Annotated in this window: 15 protein-coding genes; 8 read left to right on the forward strand and 7 right to left on the reverse strand. The window is 68.1% G+C overall.

Going from position 1 to position 16,216, the window contains the following annotated elements; translation table 11 throughout:
• Positions 1-61 precede the first annotated feature (61 nt).
• From AC07VX_RS18115 to AC07VX_RS18125, 3 genes are read right to left on the reverse strand one after another with little or no spacing between them, the layout of a single operon-like run.
• Complete coding sequence (locus AC07VX_RS18115) at positions 62-1,555, reverse strand: tryptophan halogenase family protein (protein ID WP_493165513.1); 1,494 nt, start codon at positions 1,553-1,555, stop codon at positions 62-64.
• A 4-nt stretch (positions 1,556-1,559) separates the two neighbouring features.
• A complete protein-coding gene (locus AC07VX_RS18120; RefSeq protein ID WP_493165512.1) occupies positions 1,560-2,948 on the reverse strand; it encodes a GH1 family beta-glucosidase in 1,389 nt (462 codons plus the stop codon).
• A gap of 15 nt (positions 2,949-2,963) precedes the next feature.
• Positions 2,964-3,890, reverse strand: coding sequence for a PfkB family carbohydrate kinase (locus AC07VX_RS18125; RefSeq protein WP_493165511.1), 927 nt, complete (start codon positions 3,888-3,890; stop codon positions 2,964-2,966).
• Between the two features lie 159 nt (positions 3,891-4,049).
• Here AC07VX_RS18125 and AC07VX_RS18130 point away from each other — a divergent pair, with 159 nt between their 5' ends.
• The 3 genes from AC07VX_RS18130 (at position 4,050) to AC07VX_RS18140 (ending at position 7,876) form a co-directional block, all read left to right on the forward strand.
• Positions 4,050-5,090, forward strand: a complete 1,041-nt coding sequence (locus AC07VX_RS18130) for a LacI family DNA-binding transcriptional regulator (protein ID WP_493165510.1) — start codon at positions 4,050-4,052, stop codon at positions 5,088-5,090.
• A 90-nt stretch (positions 5,091-5,180) separates the two neighbouring features.
• Positions 5,181-6,656, forward strand: a complete 1,476-nt coding sequence (locus tag AC07VX_RS18135; RefSeq protein WP_493165509.1) for an MFS transporter — start codon at positions 5,181-5,183, stop codon at positions 6,654-6,656.
• Between the two features lie 14 nt (positions 6,657-6,670).
• Positions 6,671-7,876 carry a glycoside hydrolase family 27 protein gene (locus tag AC07VX_RS18140; RefSeq protein ID WP_493165508.1) on the forward strand — a complete coding sequence of 402 codons (1,206 nt, stop codon included), beginning with the start codon at positions 6,671-6,673 and terminating at the stop codon, positions 7,874-7,876.
• Here AC07VX_RS18140 and AC07VX_RS18145 read toward each other — a convergent pair.
• Positions 7,860-8,717 carry a LysR family transcriptional regulator gene (locus AC07VX_RS18145; protein ID WP_493165507.1) on the reverse strand — a complete coding sequence of 286 codons (858 nt, stop codon included), beginning with the start codon at positions 8,715-8,717 and terminating at the stop codon, positions 7,860-7,862. The genes AC07VX_RS18140 and AC07VX_RS18145 overlap by 17 nt on opposite strands.
• 176 nt (positions 8,718-8,893) lie before the next feature.
• Between AC07VX_RS18145 and AC07VX_RS18150 the strand changes: the two genes are divergently transcribed.
• A complete protein-coding gene (locus AC07VX_RS18150) occupies positions 8,894-9,727 on the forward strand; it encodes a DMT family transporter (RefSeq protein ID WP_493165799.1) in 834 nt (277 codons plus the stop codon).
• On the opposite strand, the gene AC07VX_RS18155 is transcribed toward AC07VX_RS18150, so the two are convergent.
• From AC07VX_RS18155 to AC07VX_RS18165, 3 genes are read right to left on the reverse strand one after another with little or no spacing between them, the layout of a single operon-like run.
• Positions 9,714-10,427 (reverse strand): glutathione S-transferase, encoded by a 714-nt coding sequence (locus AC07VX_RS18155; RefSeq protein ID WP_493165798.1) that lies wholly within the window; start codon positions 10,425-10,427, stop codon positions 9,714-9,716. The genes AC07VX_RS18150 and AC07VX_RS18155 overlap by 14 nt on opposite strands.
• 22 nt (positions 10,428-10,449) lie before the next feature.
• On the reverse strand, positions 10,450-10,932 hold the full coding sequence (locus AC07VX_RS18160) for a GreA/GreB family elongation factor (RefSeq protein WP_493165506.1): 483 nt from the start codon (positions 10,930-10,932) through the stop codon (positions 10,450-10,452).
• A 47-nt stretch (positions 10,933-10,979) separates the two neighbouring features.
• Positions 10,980-11,729, reverse strand: a complete 750-nt coding sequence (locus AC07VX_RS18165; protein WP_493165505.1) for a hypothetical protein — start codon at positions 11,727-11,729, stop codon at positions 10,980-10,982.
• A 1,091-nt stretch (positions 11,730-12,820) separates the two neighbouring features.
• Here AC07VX_RS18165 and AC07VX_RS18170 point away from each other — a divergent pair.
• From AC07VX_RS18170 to pcaD, 4 genes are read left to right on the forward strand one after another with little or no spacing between them, the layout of a single operon-like run.
• Positions 12,821-13,522, forward strand: a complete 702-nt coding sequence (locus AC07VX_RS18170) for a 3-oxoacid CoA-transferase subunit A (RefSeq protein ID WP_493165504.1) — start codon at positions 12,821-12,823, stop codon at positions 13,520-13,522.
• Positions 13,523-13,533: 11 nt separating this feature from the next.
• Positions 13,534-14,217 (forward strand): 3-oxoacid CoA-transferase subunit B, encoded by a 684-nt coding sequence (locus tag AC07VX_RS18175; RefSeq protein WP_493165503.1) that lies wholly within the window; start codon positions 13,534-13,536, stop codon positions 14,215-14,217.
• A complete protein-coding gene (pcaF, locus tag AC07VX_RS18180; protein WP_493165502.1) occupies positions 14,214-15,419 on the forward strand; it encodes a 3-oxoadipyl-CoA thiolase in 1,206 nt (401 codons plus the stop codon). The genes AC07VX_RS18175 and pcaF overlap by 4 nt, the downstream gene beginning before the upstream one ends.
• Positions 15,416-16,216 (forward strand): 3-oxoadipate enol-lactonase, encoded by an 801-nt coding sequence (gene pcaD / locus AC07VX_RS18185; protein ID WP_493165501.1) that lies wholly within the window; start codon positions 15,416-15,418, stop codon positions 16,214-16,216. The genes pcaF and pcaD overlap by 4 nt, the downstream gene beginning before the upstream one ends.

The following is a 16,216-nucleotide window of genomic DNA, read 5'->3' on the forward strand; positions in this document are numbered from 1 at the left end:
CATCCGGCGTCCCTGAAATCCTTGCGCAGTCTAGGCAGGCTCGCTGCCTTCGCCATGGGCGCTATCCCGCAGCGCCACTCACCGTGGCGCGAAGGAAGCTGTCGTGATCGGGCATGCGGGCCGCCAGCGCCGCGATGGCCTGGTGGCGCTCGGCCAGGTAGCGCGTCGCCAGGTCGGCCGGCATCTCGTCCAGCCAGGGGCTGCGCCGCCGCGGCCAGTGGCCCATGCCCGCGTGGATGGCCAGCCAGCTGCCGGCGTCGAATCCCTCGTTGTCGTAGACGGGCAGCGTGCCGGTCTCTCGCCAGGCGTGCAGCTTGTAGTCCAGCGACTCGGGCAGGTCCATGCGCGTCATTGCGCGCCAGAACTCGCTGTCGCGGCGTTCGCTCAAGACGTAGTGCAGCATGATGAAGTCGCGGATGCGCTGGTACTGGCGCAGCTGCTGCACGTTGAAGCCCACGGCAGCCTGGGCGTGATCGGGCTCGCCGAGCAGCGGGATGAGCCGGCCCAGCGCGTTGTGCACGAGGTAGATCGCAGTGGATTCAAGTGGCTCCAGGAAGCCCGCGGAAAGTCCGATGGCGACGACGTTCTTGACCCAGAAGCGCTCGCGGTGGCCGGTGCGAAAGCGCAGCAGCCGTGGCTCGGCGAGCGGCGGCGCGTCGAGCTGGGCCAGCAACTGCTCGCGCGCCCGGCCCTCGTCGATGAAGCGGCTGCTGAACACATGACCGTTGCCGGTGCGGTCCTGCAGCGGGATGCGCCAGGCCCAGCCCGCCTCCAGCGCCGTCGAGCGCGTGAAGGGCGCCAGCCCCCCGGGCGCCCGTTCGGTGGGCACCGCCCAGGCGCGGTCCACCGGCAGCCAGTGGCCGTAGTCGACGAAGCGTTGCTCCAGCGTCTGGCCGATCAGCAGCGACGCCAGGCCCGAGCAGTCGATGAAGAGATCGCCCTGGACCTCGCGCCCGTCGGCCAGGCGCAGCGCGCGCACGCGGCCGTCCCCGTGGCGCTCCACGCCGACGACACGGCCTTCGGTGCGCCGTGCCCCACGGCCCTCGGCCAGGCGGCGCAGGAAGGCGGCATAGAGCGTCGCGTCGAAGTGGTAGGCATAGGTGTAGCGCGAGGCCAGCCCCTGATCGCCGTCGGCCGGCCGGCAGAAGCGCCCCTGGCCGGCCATGACGGTGGGCAGGCAGAACTCGCCCAGCGGGTGGGCGGACGCGGCGTGGAGCCGGCGCAGCTGGCCCCACAGCGCCATCGGGCCGTCGAGGTGGCCGAAGTCGCCGAAGGTGTGGAAGTAGTGCTCGCCGCGCTGCTTCCAGTCGCAGAACTGGATGCCGAGCTTGAAGCTGCCGCGCGTGGCGGCAAGGAAGTCGGCCTCGGCGATGCCAAGGATCTCGTTGAACTGGCGGATGGAGGGGAAGGTGGCCTCGCCGACGCCGATGATGCCGATCTCTTCCGACTCGACCAGCTCGATGGCGACGCCGCGCAGCCCCGTCGCCAGCGCGGCGGCCGACATCCAGCCGGCGGAGCCGCCGCCCAGGATGACGATGCGCCGGATGCCGTCCATGTCGTCAGCGCACCGCTGCGCGCTCCCTCAGGAAGTCGGCATAAGCCAGCGCACTGCGCTTGAGGGTGCGCTGCTGGGTCTCGAAGTCCACGTGCACGAGGCCGAAGCGACGCTCATAGCCGAAGGCCCATTCGAAGTTGTCCATCAGCGACCAGATGAAGTAGCCGCGCACGTCCACGCCCTTGTCCATGGCGCGCGAGCAGGCGGCGAAGTGCTGCTTGATGTAGTTCTGGCGTTGCACGTCGTCGATCTCGCCGCCACTGACCGTGTCGTGGCTGGACATGCCGTTCTCGGTCACGTAGAGCGGCGGCAGGTTGGGGTAGTCGCGCTTGAAGGCCTCGAAAAGATCCTGCAGGCCCTGCGGGTAGACCTCCCAGTCCATCGTCGTGCGCTCGACGTCGGGGTGGCGCACCCAGGCGATGGTGTCGGGCCCCTTGGAGCGCAGCACGGCACGGCTGTAGTAGTTGATGCCGAGGTAGTCGATGGGCCGCTGGATGATCTCCATGTCGCCTGGCAGCACCAGGGGCTCGCAACCCTTCCAGTAGCGCCACAGATCGGCCGGGTACTCGCCCTTGAGCAGCGGGTCCAGCACCCAGCGGTTCTGGTAGGTCTCGAACAGATGGGCCGCATCGCGGTCCTCGGGCGAGTCGTTGTCCGCATAGCCTGGCGCGCAGTTGGCGACGATGCCATGCAGCGCCTGCGGCGCGTTGGCGCGCAGCGCCGGCAGCGCCAGCCCGTGGCCCAGCAGCAGGTGGTGCATGGCCTGGGCGGCCCAGCGCGGGTTGGCCAGGCCGGGTGCGTGGTGGCCGTCGCCGTAGCCGAGATAGGCCGAGCACCAAGGTTCGTTGTGCGTCGTCCAGGCCGCGACATCGCCGTGGCCGGCCAGCTGGCGGCTCATCAGGTCGGCGTAGTCGGCGAAGTGCCAGGCCGTGTCGCGGTTCAGCCAGCCGCCGCGGTCCTCCAGGTGCTGAGGCAGGTCCCAGTGATAGAGCGTCACGAAGGCCCGGATGCCGCGCTCGGCCAGACCGTCGAGCAGGCGCTTGTAGAAGGCGATGCCCTTTGGATTGGGCCTGCCGGCCTGGTCCATCACGCGCGGCCAGGCGATGGAGAAGCGGTAGGCGTCGACACCCAGGCGCTTGAGGATGTCGAGGTCTTCGTCCAGGCGGTGGTAGTGGTCGCAGGCGACGGCGCCGTTCTCGCCGCGCAGCACCTTGCCCGGCGTAGCGCAGAAGCGGTCCCAGATGGATTCGAGCCGGCCGTCTTCATGGGCGGCGCCTTCGATCTGGTAGGACGAGGTGCCGGCGCCGAAGACGAAGTCGCGGCGGCGCATGGCCGAGCCGGCCGGTGGGGCCACGAGGTCGGCCAGGGAGGTGGGGGGCGGGGTCAGGTCCATGTCGGGTAGCAACGTTCAAGAGGCAGAGGTCGGCAGCGCATGCAGGGCGGTGCGCCAGGGCTGCAGGGCGAAGGTGTCGGTGGGCAGGGGGCCGCGAACGCCGCAGATGAAGGCCGCGTAGCGGTTGGCCAGGGCCAGCGTGGCAGACAGGTCGCGCCGCAGCGCGAGGCCGGCCAGCAGCAGGGCCGTGAAGGCGTCGCCGGCGCCGACGGTGTCGATGACGCGCGGCTGGACGACGCCCGCACCTTGGGCCAGCAGCTTGCCGCCCGGCGCGTAGAAGCGCCAGCCACTGGCGCCGCGGGTCAGCACCAGGCGCTGCAGGCCGAACCGTGCCATCAGCGCGGCGGCGCGGCCTGCGTCGTCGGGCACGCTGGCGTCGAACCACCCGGCCAGCTGCACGAGTTCCTCGTCGTTGAGCTTGACCCAGTCGGCCAGCATCAGCGATTCGGCGGCCAGCAGCCGCATGTCGCTGCCAGCACGCAGGTTCAGGTCCAGGAAACGCGTGCCCGCAAAGGGCTTGACGAGGGCGCGCAGCGCCGCGCGCGACACCGGGTGGCGCTGGGCCAGGCTGCCGAAAAAGATCAGCGTGGGGTCGGCGTCGGCCAGGTAGCGACGGGCGGCGTCGGCGTCCAGGTAGTCCCATGCCGCGTCGCCGTGGATCTCGAAGCGGTGGCCGCCGGCCTCCTCGTGCACGCTGACGCGGCCCGTTGCGCGCTGGGCGTCGCGCTGCAGGCCGGCGGCGTCCAGTCCGTAGCGTCGGGCGCTGTCCAGCACCAGGCGGCCGTTGGTGTCGTCCGCTGCGATGCGGCTGACGAACAGGGCCTGTGCACCCAGCCCGGCGATGGAGCGCGCCACGTTGAAGGGCGCACCCCCCGCGACCGCGCCGTCATTGAACTCGTCGACCAGGGCTTCGCCGAGCACGGCGATGGAGGAATGGGGCATGCGAAATATTCTAGGCAACAAGAAATGTTTAGTGAACAATTGTTGACCTAGGTTTTGCCCCGAGGCCGCGGCCGGGCTCGGTGCCCGAGGGAGGGCGGCAGGGGCGGTGACACAATCGCCGCCGGCACAGGGTGCTAAACAACAGCGGGAGCTCGGGCCATGGCCGACAAGGGAGTGACGATTCGAGAATTGGCCGAGGCGGCGGGCGTGTCTATCGGGACGGTGTCGCGTGCGCTCAAGGGCCAGCCGGGGTTGTCGGAGCAGACGCGCGCCCAGGTCCTCGAAGTCGCCCAGCAGATGGGCTATGACACGGCCAAGCTGCGCACCGGCAAGCCGCGCCGCATGCTGTTCCTGTACAGCCGCAGCATCGGCTCGCTGGCCAACAATCCCTTCTATTCCTACGTGCTGCACGGCGCCGAGACGGCCTGCCGCGAGGCTGGCGTGCCGCTGAGCATCATGTCGGTGCTGGCCGGTGACGACATCGCCGGGCAGGTGCGCCGCCACGAAGCGGACGCGCTGCTGGGCGCCGGCTATTTCGACCCCGAGGCCATGGAAGGCATCCGCCGCTGCGAACTGCCGCTGGTGCTGGTGGATCACTTCTACCCCGGCGTGCGCTGCGTCAACGACGACAACCAGCTCGGCGCCTGGCTGGCCACGCGCCACCTGCTGGAAGGCAACTCTCAGCGCATCGCGGCCATCTTCGGCCCGCTGGCGCACTACTCGACGTCGCTTCGCGCCAAGGGATTCCGCCGCGCGCTGTTCGAGGCGGGCCGCCTGTTCGACCCCGACTACGAGGTCACGCTGGACCCCGCGCTGGAGTACCGCGACGCCGGCCGCGACGCGATGCGCCGGCTGCTGGAGCTGCCGTCGCCGCCGGACGCCGTCTTCGCCTACAACGACTCGACGGCGATGTTCGCCATCGAGCTGTGTCACGAGCGCGGCTTGCGTGTGCCCGAGGACATCCGCTTCATCGGCTACGACGACATCGAGGAGGCCGCGCGCAACAAGCCGCCGCTGTCCACCGTCAAGATGGACAAGGAGGCGCTGGGCAACGTGGCCGCGCGCGCCCTGATCGAGGGTGACATCGCGCCCAGCGACGCCTCGTTGCCGGTGGAGCTTGTCATCCGCGAGAGCTCACGCGTCGAGTCCGCGCCGACCGCAGCGCCCGCCGTGCGCAAGGGCAGGCGTCAACCGGCCTAGGTGTTTCACCGCCTTTTGTTTGGTGGTTGATCAAACAAAAATCACGCTGTTTACTAAAACGTGTCGCCCCAGGCGACGCAGGAGACAGCCGTGCTTGCCGATCCCGATGGGGTTGCCGCGCCCTCGACACCCCGCCAGGGTGGTCCGGCGGTGGCACCCGCCACCCCTACCAGCGACCGCGTGCCTGCGTCGCAGAAGATCGGCTTCGGCCTCGGCTCCTTCCTCGACATGTGGGGCCACTGGCTTTACCAGTCGCTGGCCTTCCATGTCTTCAACGTCTTCCTGGGCGTTGCGCCGGGCCTGATCTCCACGGCGCTGGGCCTGAAGATCTTTGTCGACGCCGTCTCGGACGCGATGTTCGGCTGGCTCTCGGACAACACGCGTTCGCGCTGGGGGCGGCGCCGCCCCTTCATCCTTGTCGGCGGTGTGCTGTCCGGCATCGGCCTGCCGCTGATGTTCGCCGTCGGTCGAGGCTGGAGTGACAGCGAGTACTTCGTCTTCATGCTGGTCTCCACCTGCCTGTACGTTCCGGTGATGAGCTGCTTCAACATGCCCTGGAACAGCCTGGGCGCGGAGATGACGCCGGACTATCACGAGCGCACCCGCGTCATGTCGGTGAAGAACGCGATCCAGAAGATCCCCGAGCTCGCGATGTTCGTCGCCGCCCAGTTCACGACGCTGGCGGTCTTCAACGACGCCTCGGGTAAGCCCGACATACTGCTTGGCGCCCAGGTCTACACCAGCATGCTGGGCGCCATCATGGTGGTGGTGTCCTTCGCCATCTTCCTGCTGACGCGCGAGCGCTACTACGAGAAGGTCGTGGCACAGACTAGGCAGCGCGTGCCCTTCAAGGACACCCTGTACCGCACGCTCAAGAACAAGCCCTTCCGCCAGATGCTGGGCACCATGCTGACCTACAACATGGCCACGGCCATGGTGGGCCTGCTTGGCTATTACGCGACCGTGTACTACGTCTGTGGCGGCAACGTCGTCGAGGCCACCAAGTGGAACTCCCTGATGGGCGTGGCCGGACTGGTCTGCGGCCTCATCGGCATCACGTTCACGGGCTGGGTGGCCAGGCACCGGGGCAAGCGCAATGCGCTGATGACGGTGCTGGTGCTGGGCATCTTCGCCTTCATCGGCGACTGGTTCTTCTACAACCCCCAACTGCCCTGGCTGCAGCTCTTCGCCAGCGGTGGCGTCGCCTTCATCGGCGCGGGCTTCTGGACCATCTACGGCTCGGCGATGGCCGACGTCATCGACCATGACGAGCTGAGCAGCGGCCAGCGCCGCGAGGGCTCGTTCGCCGCCTGCGGCTCGTGGATCTCCAAGGTGGGCCTGGCCCTGGGCAACAGCGCCTCGGGCTGGGTGCTGATGTTCACGGGCTTCGATGCCAAGCTGCCGGCGCAGGGAGAGCAAGCCATCTTCCTGATCCGCGTCTTCCTGTCGGGCATCCCCATCTGCGGGCTGCTTGTGGCCCTCTTCATCGTCTCGCGCTACTTCCTCACGGAGCAGCGCATGCATGAGATCCGTGCGGAGCTGGAAGCTCGCCGCGGCACCGTCTGACCGGAGTTTCCAAGATGCCCCACTGGCTCGCCCGCGTGCTGCCGGCCCTGGCCGCCTGTTTCTGCCTCGCGGCCCAGGCCGCCCCGCACGAGACGCTCAAGCTCGATGCCCCCAAGCCCAACCTGGCCTCCGCGCCGCCGATGGGCTGGAACTCATGGAACAAGTTCGCCTGCAACGTCAGCGAGCAGCTGATCCGCCAGCAGGCCGACGCGATGGTCGCCTCCGGCATGAAGGCCGCCGGCTACACCTACATCGTCATTGACGATTGCTGGCAGAAGAGCCGCGATGCCGACGGCAACATCCAGCCCGACCCCGAGCGCTTCCCGTCGGGCATGAAGGCGCTGGCCGATTACGTGCACGGCAAAGGGCTGAAGTTCGGCCTCTATTCCGACGCCGGCGCGCTGACCTGTGGCGGACGCCCCGGCAGTGCAGGCCACGAGTTCCAGGACGCGCGCCAGTACGCGAAGTGGGGCGTGGACTGGCTCAAGTACGACTGGTGCTACACCGGCCCGCGCAACCCCGAGGCCGCCTACACCATCATGGCCAAGGCCCTGCGCGAGTCGGGCCGCGACATCGTGCTGTCCATCTGCGAATGGGGCAGCAGCCAGCCCGGGCGCTGGGCGCCGCCGATCGGTCACCTGTGGCGCACGACGGGCGACATCTGGGATGCCTGGAAGGGCAAGAAAGACTGGTCGCACGGCCTGCTGGACATCATCGACATGAATGCCGACCTCTGGGCCGACGCAGCGCCCAATGGCTGGAACGACCCCGACATGCTGGAGGTCGGCAACGGCGGGATGACGACGACGGAGTACGAGAGCCATTTCTCCATCTGGGCCATGCTGGCGGCGCCCCTGGTTGCCGGCAACGACATGGCGAAGATGGATGCCGACACCCGGCGCATCCTGACCAATGCCGACGTCATCAAGGTCGACCAGGATCCGCTCGGCCGCCAGGGTCGGCGCATCTGGCGCCAGGGCGACCTGGAGGTCTGGGTGCGCGCCCTGGCTGGTGGCGAGCGCGCGGCGGTGCTGTTCAACCGTGGCGAAAAGCCGGCCGACATGAAGGTAACCTGGGATCAGCTGGACCTGGCTCCCAGGCTCAAGGCCGAAGTGCACGACCTGTGGTCAGGCAGGAAGACCCGCGACGTGGCGGGCCAGTTCGGCGGCCGCGTCGCGCCTCACGGCGTGCTGATGGTTCGCGTCACGCCTTCGCCCTGAGCGTCTGCACCAGCATGCGCTGCAGGCTGTCCACGGCCTTGTTGCCCTTGGACGCCTGGCTGCGGTAGACGGCCACCTCCATCGGCTCCAGCGGCCCGAGGCCGTGCTCGGCGCCCAGCAGTTGCAGATGGGCTGGCGCGCTGCACTGGGTCAGCACGGCCACGGCCAGGCCGCTCTCGACGGCGGCAATCTGCCCCGCCAAGTTGGAGCTGTTGTAGACGATCCTGTAGGGCCGCCCCTGCAGGGCCAGCGCGTTGATGGCGCTGCGCCGACCCAGGCTGGCCGGCTCGTAGACGGCGATGGGAAGCGGGTTGCGGCGCCAGACGTCAAACTGCGGTGAGCCCACCCAGACCATGGGCTCGTGGAAGAGCAGGGTGCCGCGGCGGGCATGGTCGCGTGAGACCAGGGCCAGGTCCAGGTCGCCGCGCGCCACGCGCGGAATCAGCGAGGTCGACTGTTCGCAATCCAGCTGGATCTCGACGCCGCCGTGGCGCGGCGCGAAGCGCTTGAGCACCGGCGTCAGGTATTTGCTGGCGTAGTCGTCCGGCACGCCCAGCCGCACGAGGCCGGTGACGTCATCCTCCTTCAGTGCCGCCTGGGCCTCGGCTTGCAGGTCCAGCATGCGGCGCGCGTAGCCCAGCAGGGTCTGACCCTCGTGCGTCAGCTCGAAGCGGCGTGCGCCGCGCACCAGCAGCGGGTGGCCTATGACCGACTCCAGCTTCTTGAGCTGCATGCTGACGGCCGACTGCGAACGGTGGATCTCGGCGGCCGCACTGGACAGCGAGCCGGCGTCCACGGTGGCGACGAAGCACTTCAGCCAGTCGATCTGCAGGTCACGCATAGTTTCGAAAAGCGGATGAATGGTCTGAAAATTATGCGCTTTTCGGAATCTTTGGTGCGCGGCACATTGGCGCCATGAAGTACCTTGCCAACCCCGCCGCACTTGCCTTTCCCATCGCCCCGGCGCGCCCGCCCGCCATCACGGTCGGCCCTCTCGACACGCGCGCAGGCGGCGTGATGCTGCTGCTGTGCTGCCTCTGGGGCCTGCAGCAGGTTTCGCTGAAGGCCGTGGGCGAACAGGCCAGTCCGATGCTGATGATCGCGCTGCGCTCTGGCATCGCCCTGCTGCTGCTGGCCGGCCTGATGCGCTGGCGTGGCGAGGTGCTGGACCGCCGCCGCTGGGCGGCCGGCGCCGTGGCAGGTTCGTTGTTCGCGCTGGAATTCCTGCTCGTGGCCGTGGCGCTGCAGCTGACGCAGGCATCACACGTCGTCGTCTTCCTCTACACCTCACCGCTATTCACGGCCCTGGGGCTGCATTGGCGGCTGCCGCAGGAGCGCCTGGATGTGTGGCGCTGGGCCGGCATAGCCCTGGCCTTCGGTGGCATTGCGTTGGCCTTTCTGGATGGTGGCACTGCCCGTGACGGCCGGGCGCTGCTGGGCGACCTGCTGGCCGTGATGGCCGGCCTGGCCATGGGCGCGACAACGGTCACCATCCGCTGCACGCGGCTGGCCGCCGCGCCGGCGACGGAGACGCTGCTCTACCAGTTGCTGGGCGCCTTCGTGCTGCTGCTGCCGGGCGCCTGGCTGGCCGGGCAGTGGCATTTCGAGCCCACGGCCGCCGTCTGGGCTCACCTGGGCTTCCAGAGCCTGGTCGTGTCCTTCGCCAGCTTCCTGACCTGGTTCTGGCTGCTGCGCCGCTACCTGGCCTCGCGCCTTGGGGCCTTCACCTTCCTGACGCCGCTGTTCGGCGTGCTGCTGGGCGTGTGGCTGCTGGGAGAGGCGCTTGTGCCGAGCTTCGTCGCGGGCAGTCTGCTGGTGCTGGCGGGCATCGCCCTCGTCAGCCGCCGCTAGGCGACCGCTCCACCTCGACAGCCCCACATGCTTCAAAGCGGCGAAAGCGATTCACACCTTGCGCGGGCAACTTGGCCATGCAGGCTACGAACAGCGGGTGGACGAGCCAGCCGTTCAGCCAGGACCGTACCGACGGCAAGTCCAGCGCTGCAAACCATGCCGGGTCCACCGCGGCGAACTGGCGGACGAAAGGCATCACGGCCAAGTCGGTGGCGCATGGCGTGTCGCCGCCCAGGTAGAGTGCGCTGCGCAACCGGACCTCCAGCGGCCGCAGCAGAACCGCCACCGCCCTGTCGCGTTGCGCATCTGGCTCAAGAGCCTCATCCGCGTAGCGCTGGGGGTACTTCCAGCGGTCCAGATGGTGCTTGAAGTCGCCGTCGTTTCGACGCACCAGACCAAGATTCTCAGGCGACTGCGCCCGCTCCCACCAGCCCTGCACATGGCGTGAGGCCAGTGCCCAGCGCATGATGTCCCAACTCTCCTCGATCACGCTCCCGTCGGGCAACTGCAGCACTGGTACCGTGGCTTTGGGAGACAAGGCCAGCAAGCTCGCCGGCTTGCCGCGCAAGCTGACCTCTACCGCCTCGAAGACCCGCCCGGCTTGCAGAAGCGCCATGCGTGCGCGCATCGCGTAGGGGCAGCGTCGAAAGGTGTAGAGCCGCGGCAACTGTGGCGGCTCGGGGGAGCCTGGCGCATGCACGATCAAGTCTCCGGCGTGAACTTCATCGAACCCACAGTACCTCGAACTGCTGTCGGGTTGAGCCTACCCGTATCGACACCTCATCACCCTCGCATTTGCCCAACATTGCGCCACCCAATGGGGCTTCACTGCTGATGACCTGAACGATCTGATCGCCGCTCGCCAACGCCATGCTGCCGCCTGCCGGACCGAGAAAGAGCTGTTGCTGCCTGTCGTCGACATCGACAAGGCAGACCAGCGCGCCCAGCTGTATCCCCTTGCTGACGTCGTAGGCGCCTGGGCGGAACTGGCGCCAATTGGCCATCACCTGGCGAATGGCTTCGGCGCGACGTGCCTGGCCGGTGGCCAGGTAGGCGGCTTCGAGACCCAACGTGTCGTATTTGTTCTCGGCGATGTTTTCTTCGTGAGTCGCCGTTTCATGCGCCACCCGCGCTGCCTGTTCGGCTTGCAACAGGTCTTCGCCGAGCCGTTCCAGCACCTGCTGTTGCAGCAAGAATTTGTCCATGATGAAAGGTAGGCGTCTCGATCAGGCTGGGGCAATGCCAAGCCGGGCTACGTGACTGCCGTCCGCAGCAGTTTCACGCAGGGGCAGCGCTCGTACACCTGCGGCACAGTCAATGCCGACTCGGCGTTTTCGGGGTCACCGTCTAGGTAGGCGAGGTCCTGCATCAGTTCGGCGAAGGAACGAAAGCGGTGTGCGAAGGTGTGGAAGTCGAGCGACCACGCCTCCATCTCGCCGTCGGCGGTCACTTCGGCAGGGTTCAGCAACAGCACGCCCCCCCGGTCCAGGTCGCCGACCTTGATCATCTGTGGCAGGGCTTCGACGTTGAACAGAGCGCTGTCCTGCACAAGGCCCGGCTTAGGCTGGTAGCCGTAGCGGTAGTACTCATCGGGCCTGATCTTGCGGCCACTTGCCCCGGACTGGAGCCAGATTTTGACCGTGGCGGCATCCAGGTCGGCGAACCGGCCCAACTTCGCCAGCGGCAACACATCGGCAGTCGCGGCGGAAATGTGTTTGGCGCCGGTCAGGCTCTCTAGTACCCAGCCTTGACCGTGGCGGGCGCGTGCGAAGTCCAGGTAGGAGGGCGGCAGCGGAACCTTCAGCCGGTCTTGCAAACGTGCCGCCTCCTCGCCGATGTCGCCGGACGCATCGGCGACGACGTTCACGTCGGATGGTAGAGCGCTGAGGCCCGAATAGCCCGGCCGCTTCGCCAGGCGCGCTTGCACCGATTCGCGCCAGCAGCGCAAGAAGGCCAGCCAGTCAGCTGGATTGCTGGCATATCCGGCGTAGATGTCCCTCATCGTCATCGGAGCGCTTGGTGCCTCCCTTTGAGGCTTGCACGCGGCAAGGACTGCCAGGGCGCCGAATACGATCGCGCGCCGGCCGCAGCGGTGGTGGGCGGTCAGAGGTGCGTGTGAGGCTGCCATTCGGACAAAGGTTGCGGGTGGTTGTTGCTCCCAGCGATTCGCTTCGGCCGAGGTCGTTCGCAGCAGTCTGGGAGCTCATGTCAGCAAGGCTGATCGCGATAGGTTGAGGGCAGGTTTTCGTCCTCCCAGCGCTCGCCACTGTACGAGACTCGTCCGGTCCACCACAGACCTTCCCGCTGCATCAGACTGATACTCAACGGCCGTCTTTCCAACCGGCTGCTGGCCGAAGGTTGACTAACGGTCAGACGCCTTGGTAGGAGTCCGCAAGCTGCCTGCTCGGATCGCGCCGCCAGCCGCAACTCCAGCAGCCTGTCGCGTGCCAACTCTTTAGGGCGCTCCGGCAATTTGGGCAAGGCGGCTGACTTTTGATGCTGTCAAGTCCCATCCGATGGTCCACGAACTCCTGCGCAAGTTCGGCGGTCATCCCCTCCAACTTCACGATAGCCGCAACGTACTCTTCGGGCCGGAGCTTGTTGAGGGCCACCACAATCCTCAAAGAAACCGGAGGGCCGTTTGCAATGAGCCTTCCACAACGCAGGCAAGGTTGGCGACTCATGGTTTCCTGTTGGCTTTGGCTAGTAGCCTAGCCGCCAAGAGCATTGCGGGGCTGCAGACACCTGCCTTCAAGTACCGGGACCAAGACGAATGCCGGCATTGACGTCGCCGCCAAGCGCCGCCTGGACAGCGACGACCTATTCCGATTTGAGCGCAGAGTCTGCTGGCGTTCCGTCTGCCGGTAGACACATCGATCCGAGCAGTGCACCGATGTCGACCTCGAGTGCTCGCGTCGCAGCCTAGGCGCGTGCGCGCAGGGAGCAGCCTACCGATCTTCGATGCCTGCAGGGTATCGAACCAGTCTCAAGCTGTCTTGGACGCCGGCACGCGCGCTCCCTACGATGCCGGTCGATGTCGCGTTGGACGACACCCGCCACGCACCGGCGCGGCGGCATGCCAGGAGACAAACCATGATCGACAAACGGGTTGCGTCCGCCGCGGCGGCGCTGGCCGACGTGCGCGATGGCGCCACGGTGATGATCGGCGGCTTCGGCACCGCCGGCTTGCCCAACGAGCTGACCGAGGCGCTCATCGACGGTGGTGCGCGTGACCTGGTCATCGTCAACAACAACGCGGGCAACGGCGACACGGGCCTTGCCGCGTTGCTGGCGGCGGGCCGGGTGCGCAAGATCATCTGCTCGTTCCCGCGCCAGGCCGACAGCCATCACTTCGACGCGCTCTACCGCGCCGGCCGCCTCGAGCTGGAGCTGGTGCCGCAAGGCAACCTGGCCGAGCGCATTCGCGCGGCCGGGGCGGGCATCGGCGGGTTCTTCACGCCGACCGGCTACGGCACGGCGCTGGCCGAAGGCAAGGAGACGCGGGAGATCGACGGCCGCATGTACGTGCTGGAGTTCCCGATCAAGGCCGACTTTGCCCTCATCAAGGCCGAGCGCGGCGACCGCTGGGGCAACCTGACCTACCGCATGACGGCGCGCAACTTCGGACCCATCATGGCCATGGCGGCCACCACCACCATCGCGAGCGTGCACGAGATCGTCGAGCTCGGCGCGCTGGACCCCGAAACCGTCGTCACTCCTGGGCTGTTCGTGCAGCGCCTGGTGCTCGTGCCCCGCGCCGTGACGCGGGCGGGCGGCTTCAAGCAAGCGGCGTAAGGACATGACCCATGACTGACCTGCTCAAAACCGTTCGCCGTTGGACGCGCGACGAGATGGCCGCCCGCGTGGCCGTCGACATCCCGGACGGTGCCGTGGTGAACCTCGGCATCGGCCTGCCCACTGCGGTGGCCAACCATCTCGGCGCCGACAAGGAGGTGGTGCTGCACTCCGAGAACGGCGTCATCGGCATGGGCCCGGCGCCGACCCCGGGTGAGGAGGACTACGACCTCATCAACGCCGGCAAGCAGCCGGTGACGCTGCTGCCGGGCGGCTGCTTCTTCCACCATGCCGACAGCTTCGCGATGATGCGCGGCGGCCACCTGGACATCTGCGTGCTGGGCGCCTTCCAGGTGTCGGCCGCGGGCGACCTCGCCAACTGGCATACGGGCGCGCCCGACGCCATCCCGGCCGTGGGCGGAGCGATGGACCTGGCCATCGGCGCGAAGAAGACCTTCGTGATGATGGACTACCTCACCAAGGCGGGCGAAGCCAAGCTCGTGCCGGCCTGCACCTATCCGCTCACGGGCATGGCCTGCGTGAGCCGCGTCTACAGCGACCTGGCCCTGATCGAGCTGACACCGCAAGGCCCTGTCGTCGTCGAGCTGGCACCAGGCCTGAGCCTGACCACGCTGCAAGCCCTGACTCCTGGTGTGCGCCTGCTCGCCGCCGACACCCTGAAAGACGCCACATGACCCGCCACGCCTACCTCTGCGATGCCTTGCGCACGCCCTTCGGCCGCTACGGCGGCAGCCTGTCGGGCGTGCGCGCCGACGACCTGGGCGCCGTGCCGCTGCGCGCCCTGCTGGCCCGACACCCGCAGCTGGACTGGGAGGCGGTGGATGACGTGTTCTACGGTTGCGCCAACCAGGCGGGTGAAGACAACCGCAACGTCGCGCGCATGTCGGCCCTGCTGGCGGGGCTGCCCCTGAGCGTTCCGGGCTCGACGATCAACCGCCTGTGCGGCTCTGGCATGGACGCGGTGGGCGCTGCCGCGCGGGCCATCAAGAGCGGCGAGGCGAGCCTGATGATCGCGGGAGGGGTGGAAAGCATGAGCCGCGCGCCCTTCGTAATGCCCAAAGCCGAGAGCGCCTTCAGCCGCGCCAACGCAATCTACGACACGACCATCGGCTGGCGCTTCGTCAACCCGCTGATGAGGGTGCAGTACGGCGTGGACTCCATGCCCGAGACGGCCGAGAACGTCGCCACGGACTTTCGTATCAGCCGCGAAGACCAGGACCTGATGGCCCTTGCTTCGCAGCGCAAGGCCGTTGCCGCGCAACAGGCGGGAGTGTTCGACAGCGAGATCACCCCGGTCACGGTGCCGCAGAAGAAGGGCGACGCCCTCGTCGTGTCGAAGGACGAGCATCCGCGGGACACCTCGCTGGAGGCATTGGCCAAGCTCAAGCCGGTGGTGCGGCCCAATGGCACGGTCACCGCCGGCAATGCCTCCGGCGTGAACGACGGCGCCTGCGCGCTGCTGCTCGCCGACGAAGCCAGCGCCCGGCGCCACGGTCTCACGCCGCGCGCCCGCGTGGTGGCCATGGCCGCAGCCGGCGTGGCGCCGCGCATCATGGGTATCGGGCCCGCGCCGGCCTCGCTCAAGGCGCTCGCCCAAGCGGGCCTGACGATTGACCAAATGGACGTCATCGAACTCAACGAGGCCTTCGCGGCACAAGGCCTGGCCGTGCTGCGCCAGCTCGGCCTGCGCGACGACGATCCGCGCGTGAACCCCAACGGTGGTGCCATCGCGCTGGGCCATCCCCTGGGCGCCAGCGGCGCGCGGCTCGTGATGACGGCTGTGAACCAGTTGCACCGCAGCGGCGGCCGCTACGCGTTGTGCACGATGTGCATTGGCGTGGGGCAGGGCATCGCCCTGATCGTGGAGCGGGTGTGAGCGCGGCGATGCTGCACCACGAACTGGCGCTGCCCACGGGTGGCACGCCGTCGGGCCTCACGCTGATGCTCAGCCACGCGCTGGGTTGCGACCTGCGCATGTGGGACACGCTTACGGCGCATCTGCGCTTGCAAGGCCACCGCGTGCTGCGTTACGACCAACGCGGTCACGGCCGCAGTGCCGCGTCGCCCGGCCCCTACACCCTGGCTGAGCTGGCCGACGATGCCGCGGCGCTGATCGAGAAGCTGGGCGTGGGTCCGGTGGTGTGGCTGGGGCTCTCGATGGGCGGCATGGTCGGTCAGGAACTGGCGCTGCGCCATCCACGTCGCGTGCGTGGCGTGGTGCTGGCGAACACGACATCCGGCTATCCGCCCGAGGCCCAGGCGGGGTGGGCCCAGCGCATCGCCGGCATCCGTCAGGGCGGACTCGAGGCCATCGTCGATGGCGCACTGCAGCGCTGGTTTCACGAGGGCTTCCGCGCCGAGCAACCGGCCACCGTCGCGCTGTGGCGCGAGCGCGTGCTGGCCTGTGACCCAGCGGGCTACATCGCCTGCTGCGAAGCGATCAGCCAAGTCGATACGGCGGGCCGTCTGCCGGCCATCGGCTGCCCGACCCTCGTCATCGCGGGCGCGCTGGATGCCGGCACGCCGCCTGCCATGGCCGAGCGCATTGCGCGGGCCATCCCCGGCGCGCGACTCGTCGTGCTGCCGCAGGCGTCTCACTTGAGCGTGCTGGAGCAGCCGCAAGCCTTCGCCGCTTGCCTGGACGGCTGGCTGGCCGAGCTGGCGCAGGGCTGA

It is taken from the genome of Roseateles sp. GW821-FHT03B02 (assembly GCF_059421025.1).

Coding starts and splice junctions, on each gene's coding strand:
- AC07VX_RS18115 (WP_493165513.1), bottom strand. CDS start 1,555: ATGGACGGCATCCGGCGCATCGTCATCCTGGGCGGCGGCTCCGCCGGC.
- AC07VX_RS18120 (WP_493165512.1), bottom strand. CDS start 2,948: ATGGACCTGACCCCGCCCCCCACCTCCCTGGCCGACCTCGTGGCCCCA.
- AC07VX_RS18125 (WP_493165511.1), bottom strand. CDS start 3,890: ATGCCCCATTCCTCCATCGCCGTGCTCGGCGAAGCCCTGGTCGACGAG.
- AC07VX_RS18130 (WP_493165510.1), top strand. CDS start 4,050: ATGGCCGACAAGGGAGTGACGATTCGAGAATTGGCCGAGGCGGCGGGC.
- AC07VX_RS18140 (WP_493165508.1), top strand. CDS start 6,671: ATGCCCCACTGGCTCGCCCGCGTGCTGCCGGCCCTGGCCGCCTGTTTC.
- AC07VX_RS18145 (WP_493165507.1), bottom strand. CDS start 8,717: ATGCGTGACCTGCAGATCGACTGGCTGAAGTGCTTCGTCGCCACCGTG.
- AC07VX_RS18150 (WP_493165799.1), top strand. CDS start 8,894: ATGCTGCTGCTGTGCTGCCTCTGGGGCCTGCAGCAGGTTTCGCTGAAG.
- AC07VX_RS18160 (WP_493165506.1), bottom strand. CDS start 10,932: ATGGACAAATTCTTGCTGCAACAGCAGGTGCTGGAACGGCTCGGCGAA.
- AC07VX_RS18165 (WP_493165505.1), bottom strand. CDS start 11,729: ATGAGGGACATCTACGCCGGATATGCCAGCAATCCAGCTGACTGGCTG.
- AC07VX_RS18170 (WP_493165504.1), top strand. CDS start 12,821: ATGATCGACAAACGGGTTGCGTCCGCCGCGGCGGCGCTGGCCGACGTG.
- AC07VX_RS18175 (WP_493165503.1), top strand. CDS start 13,534: ATGACTGACCTGCTCAAAACCGTTCGCCGTTGGACGCGCGACGAGATG.
- pcaF (WP_493165502.1), top strand. CDS start 14,214: ATGACCCGCCACGCCTACCTCTGCGATGCCTTGCGCACGCCCTTCGGC.